Origin of the sequence: Micromonospora musae (assembly GCF_003626545.1) — a bacterium.
GTDB classification, from domain to species: Bacteria; Actinomycetota; Actinomycetes; order Mycobacteriales; family Micromonosporaceae; genus Micromonospora; species Micromonospora musae.
In genome coordinates, this window is sequence record NZ_RAZS01000002.1 from 429,824 (window position 1) to 447,033 (window position 17,210).

Here is a 17,210-nt window from a genome sequence, read left to right on the forward strand (position 1 = left end):
AAACCCTTGGCAATTACTGCATTTGTGCATTACAGCCGGGCGGCGGATGTGTGAATGCGGCGCGGTCGTCCGTGAACGTTGAGCGGCAAGCGCGGAGGGGACCCACGGTGGCGTGACGACCCGTCGGCGGCCTACGAGGTGACCGCCCCGCCGGGGCGGCCGGCGCGTGCCCGTCCGTCTCGTCGCGAATGGAGGGTCGGCAGGGGCGCGGAGCACGCACTGACTTCCGTGCATTCCACAACGGGTCACCAGGTGATCCGGCCGATCCTGGCGACGCCGCCTGGTGACTCTCCTCACCGAGCGGCGAAGGGGCCGTGGCTGTACTCGGCGAGGCCACTGCACGATCATCTCCGGCATGGTCCACAGCCGAAGCGCCGACGCCCCACCAGCGACCAGGGTGGGAATAACCTCCGCCGCGGCCGCCCTGCCGGAGCGGGTGGTGACGAGCGCGGAGCTTCAGGAACAGGTCGAACGAGCCAGCGGCATCGCCCTGCCGCCGAGGCTCTTCTCGCGAATGACGGGTATCGAGACCCGGCGCATCGCCGGCCCCGACGAGCACGCCTCCACGCTCGCCGTCCGGGCCGCCCGCACCGTGTTCGACAGCGCCGCCGTCGCGCCCGACGACATCGACCTGCTGATCTTCGCCTCCGCGTCCCGGGACATGGCGGAGCCCGCCACCGCGCACATCGTCCAGGCGGAGCTGGGCACCCGTGCCCACGCTTTCGACCTGACCAACGCCTGCAACAGCTTCCTGAACGGAATCGACACGGCACGGACGTTCCTCCTGGCCGGGCGGGCGCGACGAGCCCTGGTCGTGACCGGCGAGACGCCGACCCGGTCGATGCGGATGCGGGCGTCGAGCGCGGCGCAGGTCCGCTCGTCGTTCGCCGGCTACACGTTCGGCGACGCCGGCGCGGCCGTGCTGGTCGAGCAGGTGCCGACCGGCGGCATCCTCGACGTGCAGACGGCCACCTTCTCGGAGTACTGGACGATCGGCGGGATCGACGGCGGCGGCTCCCGGCACCCGCGCGGCGACGAGCACACCTACTTCCACGGCGACGGCGGGAAGCTGCGCTCCGTCTTCGAGCGGGTCGGCCTGGACGTGCTCCGCACGGTCCACCACCGCACCGGCTTCGACTGGTCGGACTACGAGCGGGTGCTCGTCCACCAGGTCACGCTGCCGTACTTGAACCGCTTCGTCGAGCTGGCCCGGGTGCCGGCGGAGAAGCTGATCGTCACCGTGCCCGAGCTGGGCAACGTGGCCAGTGCCACCATCGGCGTGCAGCTGGCCCGGGCCGACGAGGAGCTGCCCAGCGGGTCCCGGGTCTTCTGCCTCGGTCTGGGCGGCGGCGTCAGCATCACGACGATGGTGTGGGAGAAGTCCTGACGTATGGCCCCGACCTCACCGGGGCGGCGCCGCGACCGCCGGGTCTACCTGCGGAGCCACCCCCTCCTCTTCGCCCTGCTCGCCGTCGCCCGTCGGGCGCCGGTGCTCCGCCTCGGCCGTACGGTGCTGGTCAACGGCACCGAGGCGTACCTCCAGGCGCTCACCGAGGTCGCCCTGGACCGGAGCGCGGCGGGTACGACCGGCGGGAACGCCCGCCGGCTCACCGGCGGCGAGCTCCTCTTCGACCAGGAGGACGCGGCACACCGCCGCGCCCGACGCGAGCTCTCGCACGTCTTCAACTCCGCCGGGGTAGCACGAACCCGTCCACTCTGGGCCGACGTGCTACGGCGGCGACTCGCACTCCTCGCCACCGGCGAGACGATCGATCTGGTGGACGTCGCGGCCGAGCTGGCCGGCGTGGCGACGGTGTCGCTGCTCGGCCTGAACGCCGACCCGCATGCGGTCGCCGCCGCGGCCCGCGCCGCCGCCGCGGCGGCCGTACGCGCGGAGCTGCCGGGTCCGCGCGGGCCGGGGCGGGAACGCGCCACCCGGGCCGCCGTCGACCGGCTGGCCGGCGTGCTGGCCGGCGCCGCCGTCGACCCCGCGCTGGCCAGCATGATCGCGGTCGCGGCGGTCAACACGACGGTCGCGGCGATACCCCGCGCCGTCGCCTGGTGCGCCGACGACCGGCTCTGGTCCCACGCCGCCGACCCGGAGCTGCTGCCGACGCTCGTCGCCGAGCTGCTGCGGGTCACCGCGCCCAGCCCGGTCCTGCCGCGAGCGGTCGCGGCGCCGGGTGAGATCGGCGGCTGCCCGGTGCGCTCCGGCGACCGGCTGATCCTGGTCGCCCGGCATGCCGCGTACGCTCACGAGATGGGACCCGACCCCGTCGCCCCGATGACGCCGCGGATCTCACAACTGGTGTTCGGAGCGGGCACGCACAGCTGCCCCGGCGCCGGGCTCGCCCGGGCCCAGCTCGCCGACACGTTGGCCGCGCTGGCTCCGTACCGGCCGGTGGTGGTCTCCGCCCGAGCCGATCGGCGAGCCGCGTTGCCGAGTTGGGCGACCCTGCGGCTGCGGGCGGTCAGCCGATGACCACGGGGAGTCCGCCGCGGGCGACGGTGGCGCGGCGGGAGGTCCTGACCTCTCCCGGAGACCGGTTGCGTGCCCACGCCGCGGCGTTCGGCGACAAGCCGGCACTGGTCTTCCCGGCCGCCACGGGACAGACCCGGAACACGACGTTCGCGGAGCTCGACGCGGAGTCCGACCGGTACGCCGCCGGGTTCGCCCAGGTCGGCATAGAGACCGGCACCAGGACCGTCGTCATGATGCCGGTCGGTGACGAGCTCGTCGCGGTCATCTTCGGCCTGCTCAAGCTCGGCGCGGTACCGGTCATCGTGGACCCGGGCATGGGCCTGCGTCGGATGCTGCGCTGCTACCGCGCCGCCGGGGCCCGGGCCTTCATCGGCGTACCGGCCGGACAGGCCATCCGCGTCCTGCGACCGGACGCCTTCGCCGGGATCCGGACGGTCGTCACCGCCGGTCGTCGCTGGTGCTGGGGCGGCGCGACGCTGCGCGGGCTGGCGGCGACCACGGCCGCGCCACCGAGGCCGGCCGTCGAGGCCGACGACCTACTCATGATCAGCTTCACCTCGGGGAGCACCGGCAGCGCGAAGGGGGTCGAGTCCACCCACGGCGCGTTGGCGGAGATGGTCCGGCAGACGGGCACCCACTACCGGCACACCCCGTCGGACGTCTGCCTGGTCACCTCGCTCTCCTTCGCCTTCCTGCACCTGCTGACCGGCTCGACCTGCGTGCTGCCGGAGATCGACTTCGCCCGCGTCGCGGACGCCGAACCGGCGATGATCAGCGACCTGATCCGGCGGTACGGGGTGACCGCGATGTTCGGCTCGCCCGCGCTGCTCGACCCGCTCGCCCGGCACCTCGACGAAACCGGCGAGCAGGTGCCGACGCTGCGCCTCGTCGTCTCCGGCGGGGCCCCCGTCGCGAACGAGGTCGTGGCGCGGCTGCGACGCGTACTGGCCCCGCAGGGCGGCCGCATGCACGTCACGTACGGCGCCACCGAGGCGGTCCCGATCGCGTCCATCGAGGCCGGCGAGCTGCTCGACGAGGTCCGGGCCACCGCTGCGAACGGCGGCGGCACCTGCGTCGGCCGGCCCGTCGACGGGGTCGACCTGCGCGTCATCCGCGCCACCGACGGACCGATCCCCGACTGGACGGCGGTTCGACCGGTCGCGCCGCACGAGATCGGCGAGATCGTGGTCAGCGGACCGACGGTGAGTCGCCGCTACCTCGGCCCGGCCGCCGCGAACGCCAACGCCAAGATCGCAGAGGGGGAACGGATCTGGCACCGGACGGGCGACCTCGGTCGGGTCGACGAGCAGGGCCGGGTCTGGTTCGCCGGCCGGTCCAGCGACGTGGTCCACACCGCCGACGGCCCGCTCTACCCGGTGCCCTGCGAGACCGTGCTCGACGAGCACCCGGAGGTGCGTCGCACGGCGCTGGTCGGGGTGGGTCTCCCCGGCCGGCAGCAGCCTGTCGTCTGCGTCGAGCTCCGCCCCGGCGTGCCGGCGACGCGACGGCTCGGCATCGAGCGCGAGCTGCGGGAGCTGGCGCAACGGCACGAGGCGACGCGGTGCCTCACGGAGTTCCGCTTCCACCCCGCGTTCCCGGTCGACGTACGCCACAACGCGAAGATCGACCACGGCCGGCTGGCCGCCTGGGCGGCGCGTACCCGAACGGGCGGAACCCGCCGTCCACGTCGTACGGAGGCCGCGTGAGAGCGCTCATCACGGGTGGCTCCGGCTTCCTCGGCGGTCACCTCGTCGACGAGTGCGTACGCCGGGGCGACCGGGTACGCGTGCTGGTCCGTCCGACCAGCGACCTCGGCCACCTCCGCACCGTACCGGGCATCGAACTGGTCAGCGGCGACCTGACCGACCCCGCCTCGCTGCGCTCGGCGGCCCGCGGGGTGGACGTCATCTACCACTCGGCCGCCCGGGTGCAGGACTTCGGCACCCGCAGCCAGTTCTGGGCGGCCAACGTCACCGGCACCCAGCACCTGCTGGCCGCCGCCCGGAGCGCCGGTGTGCCCCGGTTCGTCCACGTGAGCAGCCCGAGCGCCATCATGAGCGGAGGCAACCAGGTCGACATCGACGAGAGCGTGGGCTACCCGGACCGGTTCCTGAACCTGTACTCGGAGACGAAGGCCGTCGCCGAGCAGTTGGTGCTCGAGGCGAACGACGGTGAGTTGACCACCTGTGCCATCCGGCCGAGAGGCATCTGGGGTCCCCGGGACCGGACCGGTTTCCTGCCCCGGCTGCTGACCAGGATGTACCGGGGCACACTGCCCGACCTCTCCGGCCCGGCTCCCGTCCTCGCCTCCCTCTGCCACTGCCGCAACGCGGCCACGGCCTGCCGGCTGGCCGCGACCTCCGACCGGGTCGGCGGCCGGGCCTACTTCATCGCCGACGCCGAGCGCCTCGACGTCTGGGCGCTGATCGCCCGGGTCGCCGAACTCTTCGGCCTCCGAGCGCCGACCCACCGGATTCCCGGCCCGCTCCTCACCGGCGTCGTCGGCCTGTTCGAGCTGCTGTGGCGGGTGCCGCTGCTCGCCCGCCGCCCACCGCCGGTCTCCCGCTACGGGGTCGCCCTGCTGACCCGGACGGCCACCTACGACACCACGGCGGCGAACCGGGACCTCGGCTATCGCCCGGAGGTCGACCTGGAGACCGGCCTCGTGCAGCTCAGGAACTGGGTCGAGCAGATCGGCGGCGTCGCGGCACTCGCCCGCGGGGCCCGAGGGTGAGCTTCTCCCGCCCGATCTCCCCGATCGAGCGGGGCTACCTGGCCGGCGCCCCGCTGCTGCCTCCCTTCGCCATCCAACTCCTGGTCGAGGGGGTCGGATCGATCGACGAGACGGCGCTGCGCCGGGCGGTGGCCGTCGCCTCCGAGGCCTGCCCGGGGTCCCGGCTGGTCGGCCGCGGGCGACTCTGGGTGGACAGCGGCCGACCACCACCGGTCACCGTGCTGCCCGCGCTGGACCTCGACGGTGAGGCGCTGCGGCGCCCGCTCGACCCCTCGACGGGCCCGCTCAGCGAGGTGCTGTTCGTTTCCGGCGCGGCGACGACGATCGTCTTCCGCGCCGCGCACGCCACGATGGACGCCCGGGGCGTGCTCGTCTGGGCCACCGACGTGCTGCGGGCCCTGCGACACGAACGCCCGCTCGGCGCCCGCTCGCCGGTGACCGACGACGCGCTCCGTCGACGGGTCGCTGCCTCGCCCGCCCGGTTGAGCACCGGCCTGCGGTGGCGTACCCCACTCGTCGGCGCGACGGCCCACCGCCGGCACCGCTGGCGGCGCACCACCATCACCGGGAACCAGCACGCTCTGGTCGCGCGGACGATCGCGGCGATCGGCGCGGCGGCCGGCCGGCCGTCACGTTTCATGGTCCCGGTCGACCTGCGCCGACACGAGCGCACCCTGGCCGCGACCGGGAACCTGGCGCTGCCCGTCTTCCTCGACGTGACACCGGACCAGCCCTGGGCGGAGGTCCACGAACTCCTGCTGCGGGCGCTCGCCGACCGTCGGGAGCTCGCCGTCTCCGCCGCCGAGAGCTGGGCCGGCCGCCTGCCCCGCCCGGTGCTGCGCGCCGGCCTCTCCGCCGCCGAGCGGGTCAGCCGCCGGTGGAACCGGGGGATCTGCACGGCCGCCGTCTCCCACCTGGGCCGGATCGACCTCGACGCGTTCTGCACCGACACGTTCACCGCCGGCACCGTCTACACCCTGCCGGTGCACGGACCCTTCATTCCGGTCGCGTTCAGCACGACCGAGCTGCCCGGGCACATCGAGCTGACCATGTCCCACCCGAGCGGGCCCGGTGCCGAGCAGGCCGCCGAGACCCTGCTGGCCGCGGTCACCGCGGCGCTCGGCCCGACGGGCGTCCCATCCGTCACCGCCGGGCCGCGCGCCCCGGCGCCCCGAACCGGCCGTACGCCGCCACCGGACGAAGCGACCGTCGGCCCGACCGTGGTGGACATCTTCGCCCAGCGCGTCCGGCAGACCCCCGATGCGATGGCGTTGACCGGGCCGCAGGGCGCGGTCACCTACGCCGAGCTGGACCGGCGCGCCGACGTGGTGGCCGAGCGGCTGCACCGCCTCGGGGTGGGGCCGGGAGACGTGGTGGGTCTGCTGGCCGACCGCACCCCGGCGGCGATCGGCGCGCTGTGGGGCGTGCTCAAGGCCGGCGCCGCCTACCTGCCGCTCGAACCGTCGTACCCGCCGGGTCGGCTCGCCTTCCTGCTCGACGACGCCGGTGCCGCGCTCTGCCTCGCGCAGCGTCGGTTCGCCGACCGGCTCGGCCGGCGCCGCGTCCTGATGCTCGACGACCTGCCGTCGAGTGGCGCGTCCGCGCCAGCCACCCGGCCGGCCCCGACCGACCTGGCCTACCTGATCTACACCTCCGGTTCCACCGGACGGCCGAAGGGCGTCCAGGTCGAACACCGCAACCTCACCGCGTACGCCGCCTGGGCGCTGCCGCGCTACCGGGTCGACCGGAGCACCCGCTTCGCGTTCTTCACCTCGATGGCGTTCGACCTCGGCGCGACGGCCGTCTTCCTGCCGCTGCTCGCCGGTGGCAGCGTCGAACTGGTGCCCGGGGAGATGACCCCACCGCTGCTGCGCCGGATCATCGAGGGCGGAGGCGTGAACGCGCTCAAGCTCACCCCGACCTACCTCGACCTGATCAACCGGCTCGACCTCGCTCCGGCCCGGTTCCGAACCGTGGTCGTCGGCGGGGAACAGCTGCCGGCGGCGGTGGCGGCCCGCGCCCAGCGGCTCTTCGGCTCCGGATGCGACATCGTCAACGAGTACGGGCCCACCGAGACGACGATCGGCTGCGTCGTCGGCTCCTTCGACGCCGAGCGGGACGGCTCCGCCGGCCCGGTGCCGATCGGGGAGCCGGTGCCCGGCACCGGTGTCCTGCTGCTCGGCCTCGAGGGGGAAGCGGTTCCCCCGGGCACGGTCGGCGAGCTCCACCTGACCGGCACGCAGCTCGCCCGGGGCTACCTGAACCGGCCCGAGGCGCAGCGCGAGCGCTTCGTACGGCTGCCCGACGGCACCCGCGCGTACCGTACCGGCGATCTCGGTCGGCTCCGCCCCGACGGGCTCCTGGAGTATCTGGGCCGCACCGACGAGCAGGTGAAGATTCGCGGGTACCGGATCGAGCCGGGAGAGGTCGCGGCTGTCCTGGCGGAGCATCCGGCGGTCGCCCGCGCCGTGGTGCTCGCGCATCCGCAGCCCGCGAGCAGGCAGATCCGGCTGCACGCCTACGTGACGACGCGGGAGCCGGTCACCGAAGCCGCGCTGCGGGCCCATCTGGCCGGGCTGCTGCCACCTCCGGTCATGCCGGCGACGTTTGCCGTGCTGGAGCGGTTTCCGCGGACCTCGAACGGCAAGGTCGACACCGCCGTCCTGCTGGCCGCGCTCCGGGACGAGGCCCCCGTTCCGCCGGTGGTGGACACGCCGGACCCGACCGCCGGGGTGGTGGCCGGGATCTGGTCCGAGGTGTTGCGGGTGCCGGTCGACGCCGGCGACCCGAACGCCGACTTCCACCGGCTGGGTGGGGATTCGTTGACCTTCCTGGAGATGCTGGACCGGGTCTTCCGGCGCTTCGGCGGCGACTCCGGCGGGGATGCCCTCGCGGCCCTGCGGGAGGTGACCGCCGACCCGACTCTCGGCGCCGTGTGCCGGGTGCTGCGGGCGGCCCCGGGCGCGGCCGCCGCCGGCCGGCCCGAGGACCGGCGCGGCCGAACCTCCTCCTGACGCGCGCTGCTGCTCGCCCTGACGCCCGCCCCTCACGCGCGGCCGGCCCGCAGCGCTGCCGCCCACCACCGTGCCCGTACGGCCGGCGCGTTCAGCCTTGCGGTAATGGCCCGGATGTTGACTCGAACTTACGCATGTTGATATTTATATGTGTGAAAGCGAGGTGAGAATTCGCCTGGCCCGGCAGCGATTACCCCTGCCCGGAATTCGACACCCGTCGGAATCCAGGAGCCCTGCTGCGGCCCCGATTCGACAGTCGTCCAGCATGACGCCGACGCAAGGAGAATGTCTGTGCGCACCTGGCGGAGGAGGGCGCTGCTACCCGCAGCCGCTCTGCTTGCACTGACCCTGCCCCTGAGTAGCAGCCTCGTTCTGAATTCGGCCGCCACCGCGGCCCCGCGCATCACCAGCCCCGAGCAGTTCTTCGGCTTCCCCCTCGGCTCGGAGGGCAAGCTCGCCCGCTGGGACGATCTCGTTCGCTACTACAAGCTCGTCGCCGACCGCTCCGACAAGGTGCTCTACCAGGAGATCGGCAAGACCGCGGCGGGCCGGCCGTTCCCCCTCCTCACGGTCAGCTCCCGGGAGAACCTACGGAACCTCGACCGGATCAAGGAGGTCAACAAGCGGCTCGCCGATCCGCGTGGGCTGACCGAGGTGGAGGCGAAGAAGCTCGCCGCGCAGAGCAAGCCGGTCTTCCTGCTGGAAGCCGCGATCCACTCCACCGAGGTGGGCACCGCGCAGGTCATTCCGAACATTCTTCACCGGCTCGCCGAGGAGAAGTCGACAACGATTTCGGAAATCCTCGACAACGTGGTGGTGCTCATCATTCCGGCGCAGAGCCCGGACGGCACCAAGTGGGTCGGCGACCATTTCAACGAAACCGCGGGGACCAACTACGCGCGCACCTATCCCGACCTCTACCAGAAGTACATCGGGCACGACGACAACCGTGACTGGTTCATGTTCACCCAGCCCGAGACGCAGATCAGCGTCGCCCTGCAGAACGAGTGGAAGCCGCAGGTCGTGCAGAACCTGCACCAGATGGGTAACGCCCGGGGCCGGATCTTCATCCCCCCGTACCTGTCGCCGAACGACCCGAACATCGACCCCATCACCGTGCAGCAGACCAACTCGCTCGGCATGGAGATCTCCCGAAGCCTGACCGCCGAGGGCAAGAAGGGCGTCAACTGGGGCTCGACCTACGACTACTGGACGCCGTCGCGGCAGTACATGACCTACCACGGCGCGCCGCGCATCCTCGTCGAGGCGGCGAGCGCGCAGGACCTCGCGTACACGTACCGCAGCAGCGACGGCGGCCCGATCGGTCCACAGGAGCCGGACACCAACTTCATCGAGCCGTACGACCAGTCCACCTGGACGCTGGCGCAGATCGTGGACTACCTCGACACGACGGTCTTCGGCGCGCTGAGCAACGTCGCCAAGTACAGGACCGAGTGGCTCTACAACTTCTACCGCACCCAGCGCAACGCGGTCGAGCCGAGCGCCGACAAGCCGTTCGCCTACGTGGCGCCGGCCGGCCAGCGGGACCCGTTCGCCACGTACGAGCTGCTGAAGACGCTGCAGACCGGTGAGGTCGAGATCGAGCGGGCCATCTCGGCCTTCACGGCGAACGGCAAGCGCTACGAGGCCGGCTCCTGGATCATCCGGTACGCGCAGCCCTACGGCCGCTTCGCCAAGACGCTGCTGGAGACGCAGGACTACCCGGACCTGCGGGAGTACCCGGGTGGCCCGCCGCAGAACCCGTACGACGTGACGGCGCAGACCCTGCCGATGCTCCTCGGGGTGCAGGTCGACACCATCGCGAAGCCGTTCACCGTCTCGACCAGCCGGGTCAAGCAGGTGCAGCCGGCCGCCCCGGCGTTCCCCGGTGACCCGGGCAGCCGCGGCGCCTACCTGGTCGGCCCCGAGTCCTACGGCACCGCCATGATGATCGCGGCGCTGCAGAAGGCGGGTGCGGAGACCTTCCGGGCCGGCGCCGAGTTCTCGGCCGGTGGGCGCAGCCACGCGCCGGGAACGCTGATCGTCGAGCCGAGCCGGGCGGCGCGGACCGCGCTGCAGGAGGTCTCCCGTAAGACCGGTATCCCCGTCTTCGGCGTGGCCCAGGCCCCGCGGGTGGCGGCGGAGCAGCTCAAGGAGAACACCCGGGTCGGCCTCTTCCGTGGCGTCAACAACATCCCCGGCGGCTGGATGAAGTGGCTCTTCGAGCAGTACGACATCGGCTTCGAGGAGGTCGTCGCGGCGGACTTCGCCGGTGACCTCAACGCGAAGTTCGACACGATCGTGCTGCCGGCGGGGATCAGCCGCGCCGACATCGTCTCGGGCCTGAACCGGGACCGTTACCCGGCCGAGTGGGCCTGGGCGTACGGCGTCGGCGAGGAGGGTTGGGCGGAGCTGCGCAAGTTCGTCGAGGACGGCGGCACGCTGCTGGCCATCGGCGACTCGGTGGCGACGGCGCGCCAGCTCGCCTCGCTGCCGATCACCCCGGCGCTGCCGACCGACGAGCACGTCTTCTTCTCGCCCGGCAGCATCCTCAACCAGCGCTTCGACACCACGGACCCGGTGGCCTGGGGCATGCGCCCCGACACCCCGGTCTGGTTCGGCGAGGACGACCAGGCGTACAACGTCGAGGGTGGCGACGTCGTCTCCTCGTTCCCGACCTCGGGCGAGCAGCTGCGCAGCGGCTGGCTGATCGGCGGCGAACACCTCAACGGCAAGGCCAACGTCGTGAAGCACCAGGTGGGCGAGGGTCTGATCGTGACCTTCGGTAGCGAGCCGACCTTCCGTACCTGGTCGCGTGACCCGAGCAAGCTGCTCTTCAACGCGATCTACCACGGACCGTCCACCCCGGTGGAGGCCAGCGCGCTGCCGGGCGCGCTGGGCGGCTGACCCTGGCGTAGCAGGGCGGCTACGGAGGGGGCCGTGTCCCAGCCACGGGACGCGGTCCCCTTCGCGCCGCCGAGCAACCGAGCCCGGCGGCGGTCCGATCTTGACCCATGGGTACGGAATGTGAAAATCTCGAACGATCTTGAAAGTGTCGTTCGGGCCCGTGGAGGAGGGGACATGCGCCGCAGCCGTGTCTACGGAGGACTCATCGCGCTGATCGTCGGCTCGACGACGGTCGCGGCCGGGCCGGCGACCGGGGCGGGCGCGAACGTCGCGGCCGGCGGCGGCTGCGCCCCGGTCGTGACGGCCGCCCGGCCGGCGGTCGGCCTCCAGCAGAAGTGGGCGCACTTCGGCGACGGCGCCGGCGCGGGGGAGTGGGCCGGTGGTGACGGCACCTACTCGACGCCGCTACCGGACGGCCGTACCGCGTGGCTCTTCAACGACACCTTCCTCGGGCCGGTCGGTCCCGGCCGGAGCATCACCCCGCACGCGCCGGTGCACAACACGATCGTGACGGCGGACGGCCGCAGCGACCGGCCGACCGGCACCATCCTGCGCGGAACCGCGGAGAACCCGCTCCCGATCGTCGGTCCGGCCGGCACCGACGAGCCGTGGTACTGGAACGGCGACGGCATCGTCGACGGCGGCAAGCTGTACGTCTTCGAATTCCAGCAGCGGACGGCGGGCGAAGGCCACTTCGGCTTCGAATGGATCGGCACCGACCTCGCGTCCCTGTCGTTGCCGGATCTGCGGCTGCGTGAGGTCACTCCGACCTATGACGGGCACGGCATCCAGTGGGGCGTGGAGCTGCTCCGGGTGGGCGGGTACATCTACATCTACGGCACCGGCGCCGAGTGGCCGGGCAAGCAGGCCCACGTCGCGCGGGCCCGGGCCGGCCACCTCGACGGCGCCTGGGAGTTCTACACGGGCAGCGGCTGGTCCCCGAACGAGGCCGACTCCGTCTCGATCCTGGACGAGGTCGGCTCCTCCTACGGCGTCGCCGAGGTGCAGGGCCGGTACGTGCTCGTCACCACCGACAGCTACCTCGGCTCCGAGATCTACGTCCACACCGCGTCGACGCCGTTCGGCTTCGCCGGCACCGAGCGGGTGCCGGTCTACGACACCCCCGAGGGGCAGCCGGAGTTCGACGCCGACGCGGACGGTGACATCTACACCTACAACGTGGCCGTGCACCCGACGATGAGCGCCAGGAACAGCCTCGTCGTGTCGTACAACGTGAACAGCACGAGCATCGCGGACCTGTACGGGGACATCAGCAACAACCGGGCGCGCTACCTGGACCTGCGGTTCGCCCCCGGGCACCGCCCCTGCCGGTAGCCCCGACCCGCGGCGTGCTCCGCTGACCCGTATCCAGGCGAGGTAAGGCGTGCGGTCACGGGTCCGTCCCGTGGCCGCACGCCTGCCGCCCGCCCGAGCTAGGGCGTGTGTCAAAGTCCCTGGCCGGCCTGCGGCGGGCCCAGACGACGACCGGCGGCGTCGGCGCTTCGTCCGGATACGACACCGGTATCCGAACGAATCCCCGCCTTGCCGGACCGCCGCCTGGACTCCGCCTCGGCTGGACCGAGGACTTCGACACACGCCCTAGAGGTTGAAGCCGCCGGCGACCTCGATGTCCTGCGCCGTGATCCAGCGCCCCTCGTCGGAGACGAGCGTCGCGATCACCATGCCGATGTCGTCCGGCTCGCCGACGCGGCCGAACGCGGTCTTCGCCGCGAGGGCGGGGATCACCTCGGGGTAGCGTTCGAAGGCGTTGTCGGCGAGTCGGGTACGGGTGGCGCCGGGGGCGATCGAGTTGACGCGGATGCCGCGCGGGCTGAACTCCTTGGCCATGTACCGGGTCAGCACCGTGAGGCCGCCCTTCATCGAGGCGTACGCCGAGTAGCCCGGCTCCAGACCGGAGTGCAGCGCGGCGTTGCTGGTGACGTTGACGACCGCGCCGCCGTCGGCCAGCAGCGGCAGCAGGGTCTGGGTGAGGAAGTACGGCCCTTTGAGCAGCACCCGCATGAACCGGTCGAAGAGCTCTTCGGTGGTCTCCTCGAACATCGCCATCTGGCCGAAGCCGGCGTTGTTCACCAGGATGTCGAACGTGTCCCGCTGCCAGGTGTCACGCAGAACCGCCTCGATCGAGTCGCGGAAGGCCGGGAAGGTCTCGCTCCGGCCGACGTCCAGCGGCAACGCGACCGCGCTGCCGCCCTCCTTCTCGATGGCGGCGACGGTGTCCCGCGCTCCCTCCTGGTTCCTGCCGTAGGTGAGCACCACACCCACTCCGCGCTTGGCGATCTGGATGGCTGCGCTCTGTCCGATGCCGGAGCTGGCGCCGGTGACGATGGCGACCCGCATGGTTCGCCCTACCTCTCCGTTCGTGGAGCGCGGCAGCGCTCCGGGGAATTGGGGTTGACCCAATACAACCTCCTGAGCTGCGCAGGTAGTAGAACGATGGTCTTGGAGACTTGCACGATCCTCCAAGCCCGGAGAGCAGTGGGTGTGCTTCAATCGGGTTGTGCCCCTCGACGAGCTGCGGACGTTGCTGGCCCGCCATGCCCGCCCGGATGGCGCCACCGCCATCGACGGTGTGCTGATCTCGAAGGTCGAGCGGGTGGACCCACCGTCGGCGTCGATGTCCGGCACGGTCTTCGCGCTCATCGCGCAGGGCGCGAAGCGTCTGGCGCTGGGCGACCGGGTGTACGAGTACCGCGCCGGTCAGTACCTCGTCGCCTCGGTCGACCTGCCGGTCACCGGTCACTTCACCGAGGCCAGCTCGCGACTGCCGGCCCTGGGGCTGGGCCTGGTGCTGCAACCCGCCGCCGTGGCCGAGCTGTTGCTGCAGGCCGCCGCAACCGATCTTCCGCCGGTGGGCGGCACCCCGCCGCTGGGCATCGCGGTCAGCGACGCCCCCGGCGAGCTGCTCGACGCGGCGATCCGTCTGCTGCGCCTGCTCGACACTCCCCGCGACGTCACGGTGCTCGCCCCGCTGATCAAGCGGGAGATCCTGTGGCGGCTCGTCAGCGGTGAGCAGGGGGCGGCGGTTCGCCAGCTCGGCCTCGCCGACAGCAGCCTGGCGCACGTCTCCCGGGCGGTGCACTGGATCAGGGACCACTACGCCCACTCCTTCCGGGTGGAGGAGGTGGCCCGCAGGTCCGGCATGAGCGTCTCCGCCTTCTACCGCAACTTCCAGGCGGTGACCGCGATGAGCCCGATCCAGTTCCAGAAGCAGATCCGGCTCCAGGAGGCCCGGCTGCTCCTCGCCACCCACCCCAACGACGTCACGGGCGTGGGCCGTCGGGTCGGCTATGACAGCCCGTCGCAGTTCAGCCGCGAGTACCGCCGGCAGTTCGGCGCGTCACCCAGTCAGGACGCTTCCCGCCTACGCGGCTCGGCGGTCACCGTGACCCGCAACCCCGCGCCGGCGCTGCCCTGACGAACGGCGCGCTGCCCGGTCGTCGAACCCCGCGGCCGGGCCGCAGACGTGGGGTGACCGGATAGGACGGTGCTCGCCGCAGCGCGGCCACCCAGGACATCGGTGGCTGTTGACATCCCAACGACAGGCGTTCATATTTTATGAAAACATCGGAGCGCTCACGAGATGAGCCGCCTGCCGTGCCGGGAGTTGCCGGATTTCGCGCGACAGAGGTCCGATGTATACGTCGGAAGGAAACCACCGTGCTCGAGTCGTCACGTCGTAACTTCCTCCGCCTCACCGGCGCGGCCGGCGCCGGTCTCGCGCTCGTCGGCGCCCGGCCGTTCGCCGCGCACGCCGCGCCGGCCCGCCCCGCCGAGGCCGCGCTGGTCCCGGAGGCCGAAGCGACGACGCTCTGGTACCGCACCCCGGCCCGCGAGGACCAGATCATCCGCGAGGGGCTGCCGATCGGGAACGGGCGCCTCGGCGCGCTCGCCGGTGGCGGCCCCGCCGAAGACGTCGTCTACCTCACCGACGGCTCGTTCTGGACCGGCGGGCGTAACGACACGCTGCAGAGCGACGGCCAGCTCCCGTACGACTCGAACGGCTTCGGCAGCTTCGGCCTGCTCGCCCAGGTGCGCATCGCGCTCACCGGTCACACCCCGGACGCGTACGCGGACTATCGCCGGGCGCTCGACCTCAGCAACGGAATCGTGTCGGCGCGTTACCGGATCGGGAGGACGACCTACCGCCGCGAGCTGTACGCCAGCCACCCCGACGACGTGATCGTCCTGCGGCTCACCCGCTCCGGCGGCGGCAGCCACACCGGCGCCGTATCCCTGGTCGGCACGCACGGCGAGGTCACCACCGCCTCCGGAGGCCGGGCGAGCTTCGCCGGCACCCTGGCCAACGGCCTGCGGTACGCCGCGGCGCTCACCGTGATCGGCGTCGGCGGCCGGGTCGGCGTCGATGGCTCCAAGGTCACCTTCGAGGACTGCAGAGAGGTCCTCGTGGTGATCTGCGGCGGCACCGACTACTCGCGGGACGCCGCGCGGAACTTCCGCGACCCGGGAACCGATCCGCTCGCGCTCGCCCGGGCGAAGGTCGCTGCGGCCGTGGGTGTCGGCGCGACCGAGCTGCTCGGCACGCACGTCGCCGACTACCGGCGGCTCTACGACCGGATGCGGCTGCGCCTGGGGGAGTCGACGCCGGTGCAGCGGGCGCTCGACACCTGGTCGCGGGTCGCGGTGCGCTACACCGACCCGAGCACCCCCGACCCCGAGCTGGAGGCGATGTACGTCCAGTTCGGCCGGTACCTCACCATCACCGGGTCACGTGACCGGCTGCCGATGAACCTGCAGGGCATCTGGGTGCACAACAACAACCCGGACTGGTACGGGGACTACCACACCGACATCAACATCCAGATGAACTACTGGCTGGCCGACCCGGCCGGGCTCGGCGAGTGCACGCAGGCCCTGGCCGACTACTGCGTGTCCCAGTTGCCGGTCTGGACCGACGTGACCCGGCGGCTCTTCAACGACCCCCGTAACCGCTTCCGCAACACCAGCGGAAAGGTGGCCGGGTGGGCGGTCGCCTTCTCCACGAACATCTACGGCGGCAGCGGCTGGGCCTGGCACCCCTCCGGCAACGCGTGGCTCTGCAACTCGCTGTGGCGCCACTACGAGTACAGCCTGGACCGTTCGTACCTGGCGAAGATCTATCCGGTGCTCCGGGGCGCGGCCGAGTTCTGGCAGGCCCGGCTCGTCCCGACCACCGTCACCGAGCCGGACGGCACGACCCGCGAGGTGCTGATCGACGACACCGCCTGGTCGCCGGAGCACGGTCCGGACGCGAAGGGCATCACCTACGCCCAGGAGCTCGCCTGGGACCTGTTCCAGCAGATCCGGATCGCCGCCGAGGTGCTCGGCCGGGACGCGGAGTTCGCCGCCGAGGTCACCGACCTCCAGGCCCGGCTCTACCTGCCCCGGGTCAGCCCGAAGACCGGCTGGCTGGAGGAGTGGATGAGCCCGGAGAACCTCGGTGAGACCACGCACCGGCACCTCTCCCCGCTGATCGGCTTCTACCCGGGCGACCGGATCAACACCGACACCAGCCCGAAGCCCCTGATCGACGGGGTGCGGGCCCTGCTCACCGCACGAGGCATGGACAGCTACGGCTGGGCCTGCGCATGGCGGTCGCTCTGCTGGTCCCGGCTCAAGCACGCGGAGAACGCCTATCAGCTCTACCTGACCGTGCTGCGGCCGTCGATGAACAACGGCAACGGCACCTCGGCCAACCTCTTCGACATGTACAGCCAGGGCAGCTACACGATCTTCCAGATCGACGCCAACCTGGGCGGCGCCACCGCCGCGCTGGAGATGCTGCTCTACTCCCGGCCCGGCGTCATCGAGCTGCTGCCCGCGCTCCCCGATGCCTGGGCGGACAGGGGTGAGGTGACCGGCGTCGGCGCGCGCGGCGGCTTCGAGGTCGATCTGGCCTGGCGTGCCGGCAAGGTGACCAGTGTGACGATCCGCAGCGTCGGCGGCACCGAGACAGAGCTGCGTGCGGGTGGTTGGCGAAGCCGGATCACCGTGCAGCCGGGCAGGTCCGTCACGCTGACCCCCGGCCGCTGACGCGCCTGGCGGAGCCGGCCCG

The 17,210-nt window shown here is 72.0% G+C and carries 10 protein-coding genes; 9 read left to right on the forward strand and 1 reads right to left on the reverse strand.

All coding sequences use genetic code 11. From position 1 onward, the window contains the following. Positions 1-397: 397 nt before the first annotated feature. From D7147_RS06370 to D7147_RS06400, 7 genes are all read left to right on the forward strand, one after another. The gene (locus tag D7147_RS06370) at positions 398-1,387 is read left to right on the forward strand and encodes a 3-oxoacyl-ACP synthase III family protein (protein WP_233562966.1); all 990 of its coding nucleotides are present in this window, start codon (positions 398-400) and stop codon (positions 1,385-1,387) included. A 3-nt stretch (positions 1,388-1,390) separates the two neighbouring features. Continuing rightward, on the forward strand, positions 1,391-2,482 hold the full coding sequence (locus D7147_RS06375; RefSeq protein ID WP_120674577.1) for a cytochrome P450 family protein: 1,092 nt from the start codon (positions 1,391-1,393) through the stop codon (positions 2,480-2,482). Further along, positions 2,479-4,188 (forward strand): fatty acid CoA ligase family protein, encoded by a 1,710-nt coding sequence (locus D7147_RS06380; RefSeq protein WP_120674579.1) that lies wholly within the window; start codon positions 2,479-2,481, stop codon positions 4,186-4,188. The genes D7147_RS06375 and D7147_RS06380 overlap by 4 nt, the downstream gene beginning before the upstream one ends. Continuing rightward, positions 4,185-5,216 (forward strand): NAD-dependent epimerase/dehydratase family protein, encoded by a 1,032-nt coding sequence (locus D7147_RS06385; RefSeq protein ID WP_120674581.1) that lies wholly within the window; start codon positions 4,185-4,187, stop codon positions 5,214-5,216. Before D7147_RS06380 ends, D7147_RS06385 begins: the two co-directional genes overlap by 4 nt. Continuing rightward, positions 5,213-8,230, forward strand: a complete 3,018-nt coding sequence (locus D7147_RS06390; RefSeq protein WP_120674583.1) for a non-ribosomal peptide synthetase — start codon at positions 5,213-5,215, stop codon at positions 8,228-8,230. Before D7147_RS06385 ends, D7147_RS06390 begins: the two co-directional genes overlap by 4 nt. Positions 8,231-8,521: 291 nt before the next feature. After that, positions 8,522-11,137 (forward strand): M14 family zinc carboxypeptidase, encoded by a 2,616-nt coding sequence (locus D7147_RS06395; protein WP_158609295.1) that lies wholly within the window; start codon positions 8,522-8,524, stop codon positions 11,135-11,137. 174 nt (positions 11,138-11,311) lie between these two features. Further along, positions 11,312-12,472, forward strand: coding sequence for a DUF4185 domain-containing protein (locus D7147_RS06400; protein WP_120674587.1), 1,161 nt, complete (start codon positions 11,312-11,314; stop codon positions 12,470-12,472). A 264-nt stretch (positions 12,473-12,736) separates the two neighbouring features. On the opposite strand, the gene D7147_RS06405 is transcribed toward D7147_RS06400, so the two are convergent. Continuing rightward, positions 12,737-13,495: an SDR family NAD(P)-dependent oxidoreductase gene (locus D7147_RS06405; RefSeq protein ID WP_120674589.1), complete on the reverse strand. Its 759-nt coding sequence runs from the start codon at positions 13,493-13,495 to the stop codon at positions 12,737-12,739. Between the two features lie 160 nt (positions 13,496-13,655). On the opposite strand from D7147_RS06405, the gene D7147_RS06410 reads away from it, so the two are divergent. Both D7147_RS06410 and D7147_RS06415 read left to right on the forward strand, forming a co-directional pair. Beyond that, positions 13,656-14,573 (forward strand): AraC family transcriptional regulator, encoded by a 918-nt coding sequence (locus tag D7147_RS06410; protein ID WP_120674591.1) that lies wholly within the window; start codon positions 13,656-13,658, stop codon positions 14,571-14,573. Positions 14,574-14,815: 242 nt separating this feature from the next. Further along, on the forward strand, positions 14,816-17,188 hold the full coding sequence (locus D7147_RS06415; RefSeq protein WP_199734094.1) for a glycosyl hydrolase family 95 catalytic domain-containing protein: 2,373 nt from the start codon (positions 14,816-14,818) through the stop codon (positions 17,186-17,188). The last annotated feature ends 22 nt before the right edge of the window (positions 17,189-17,210 follow it).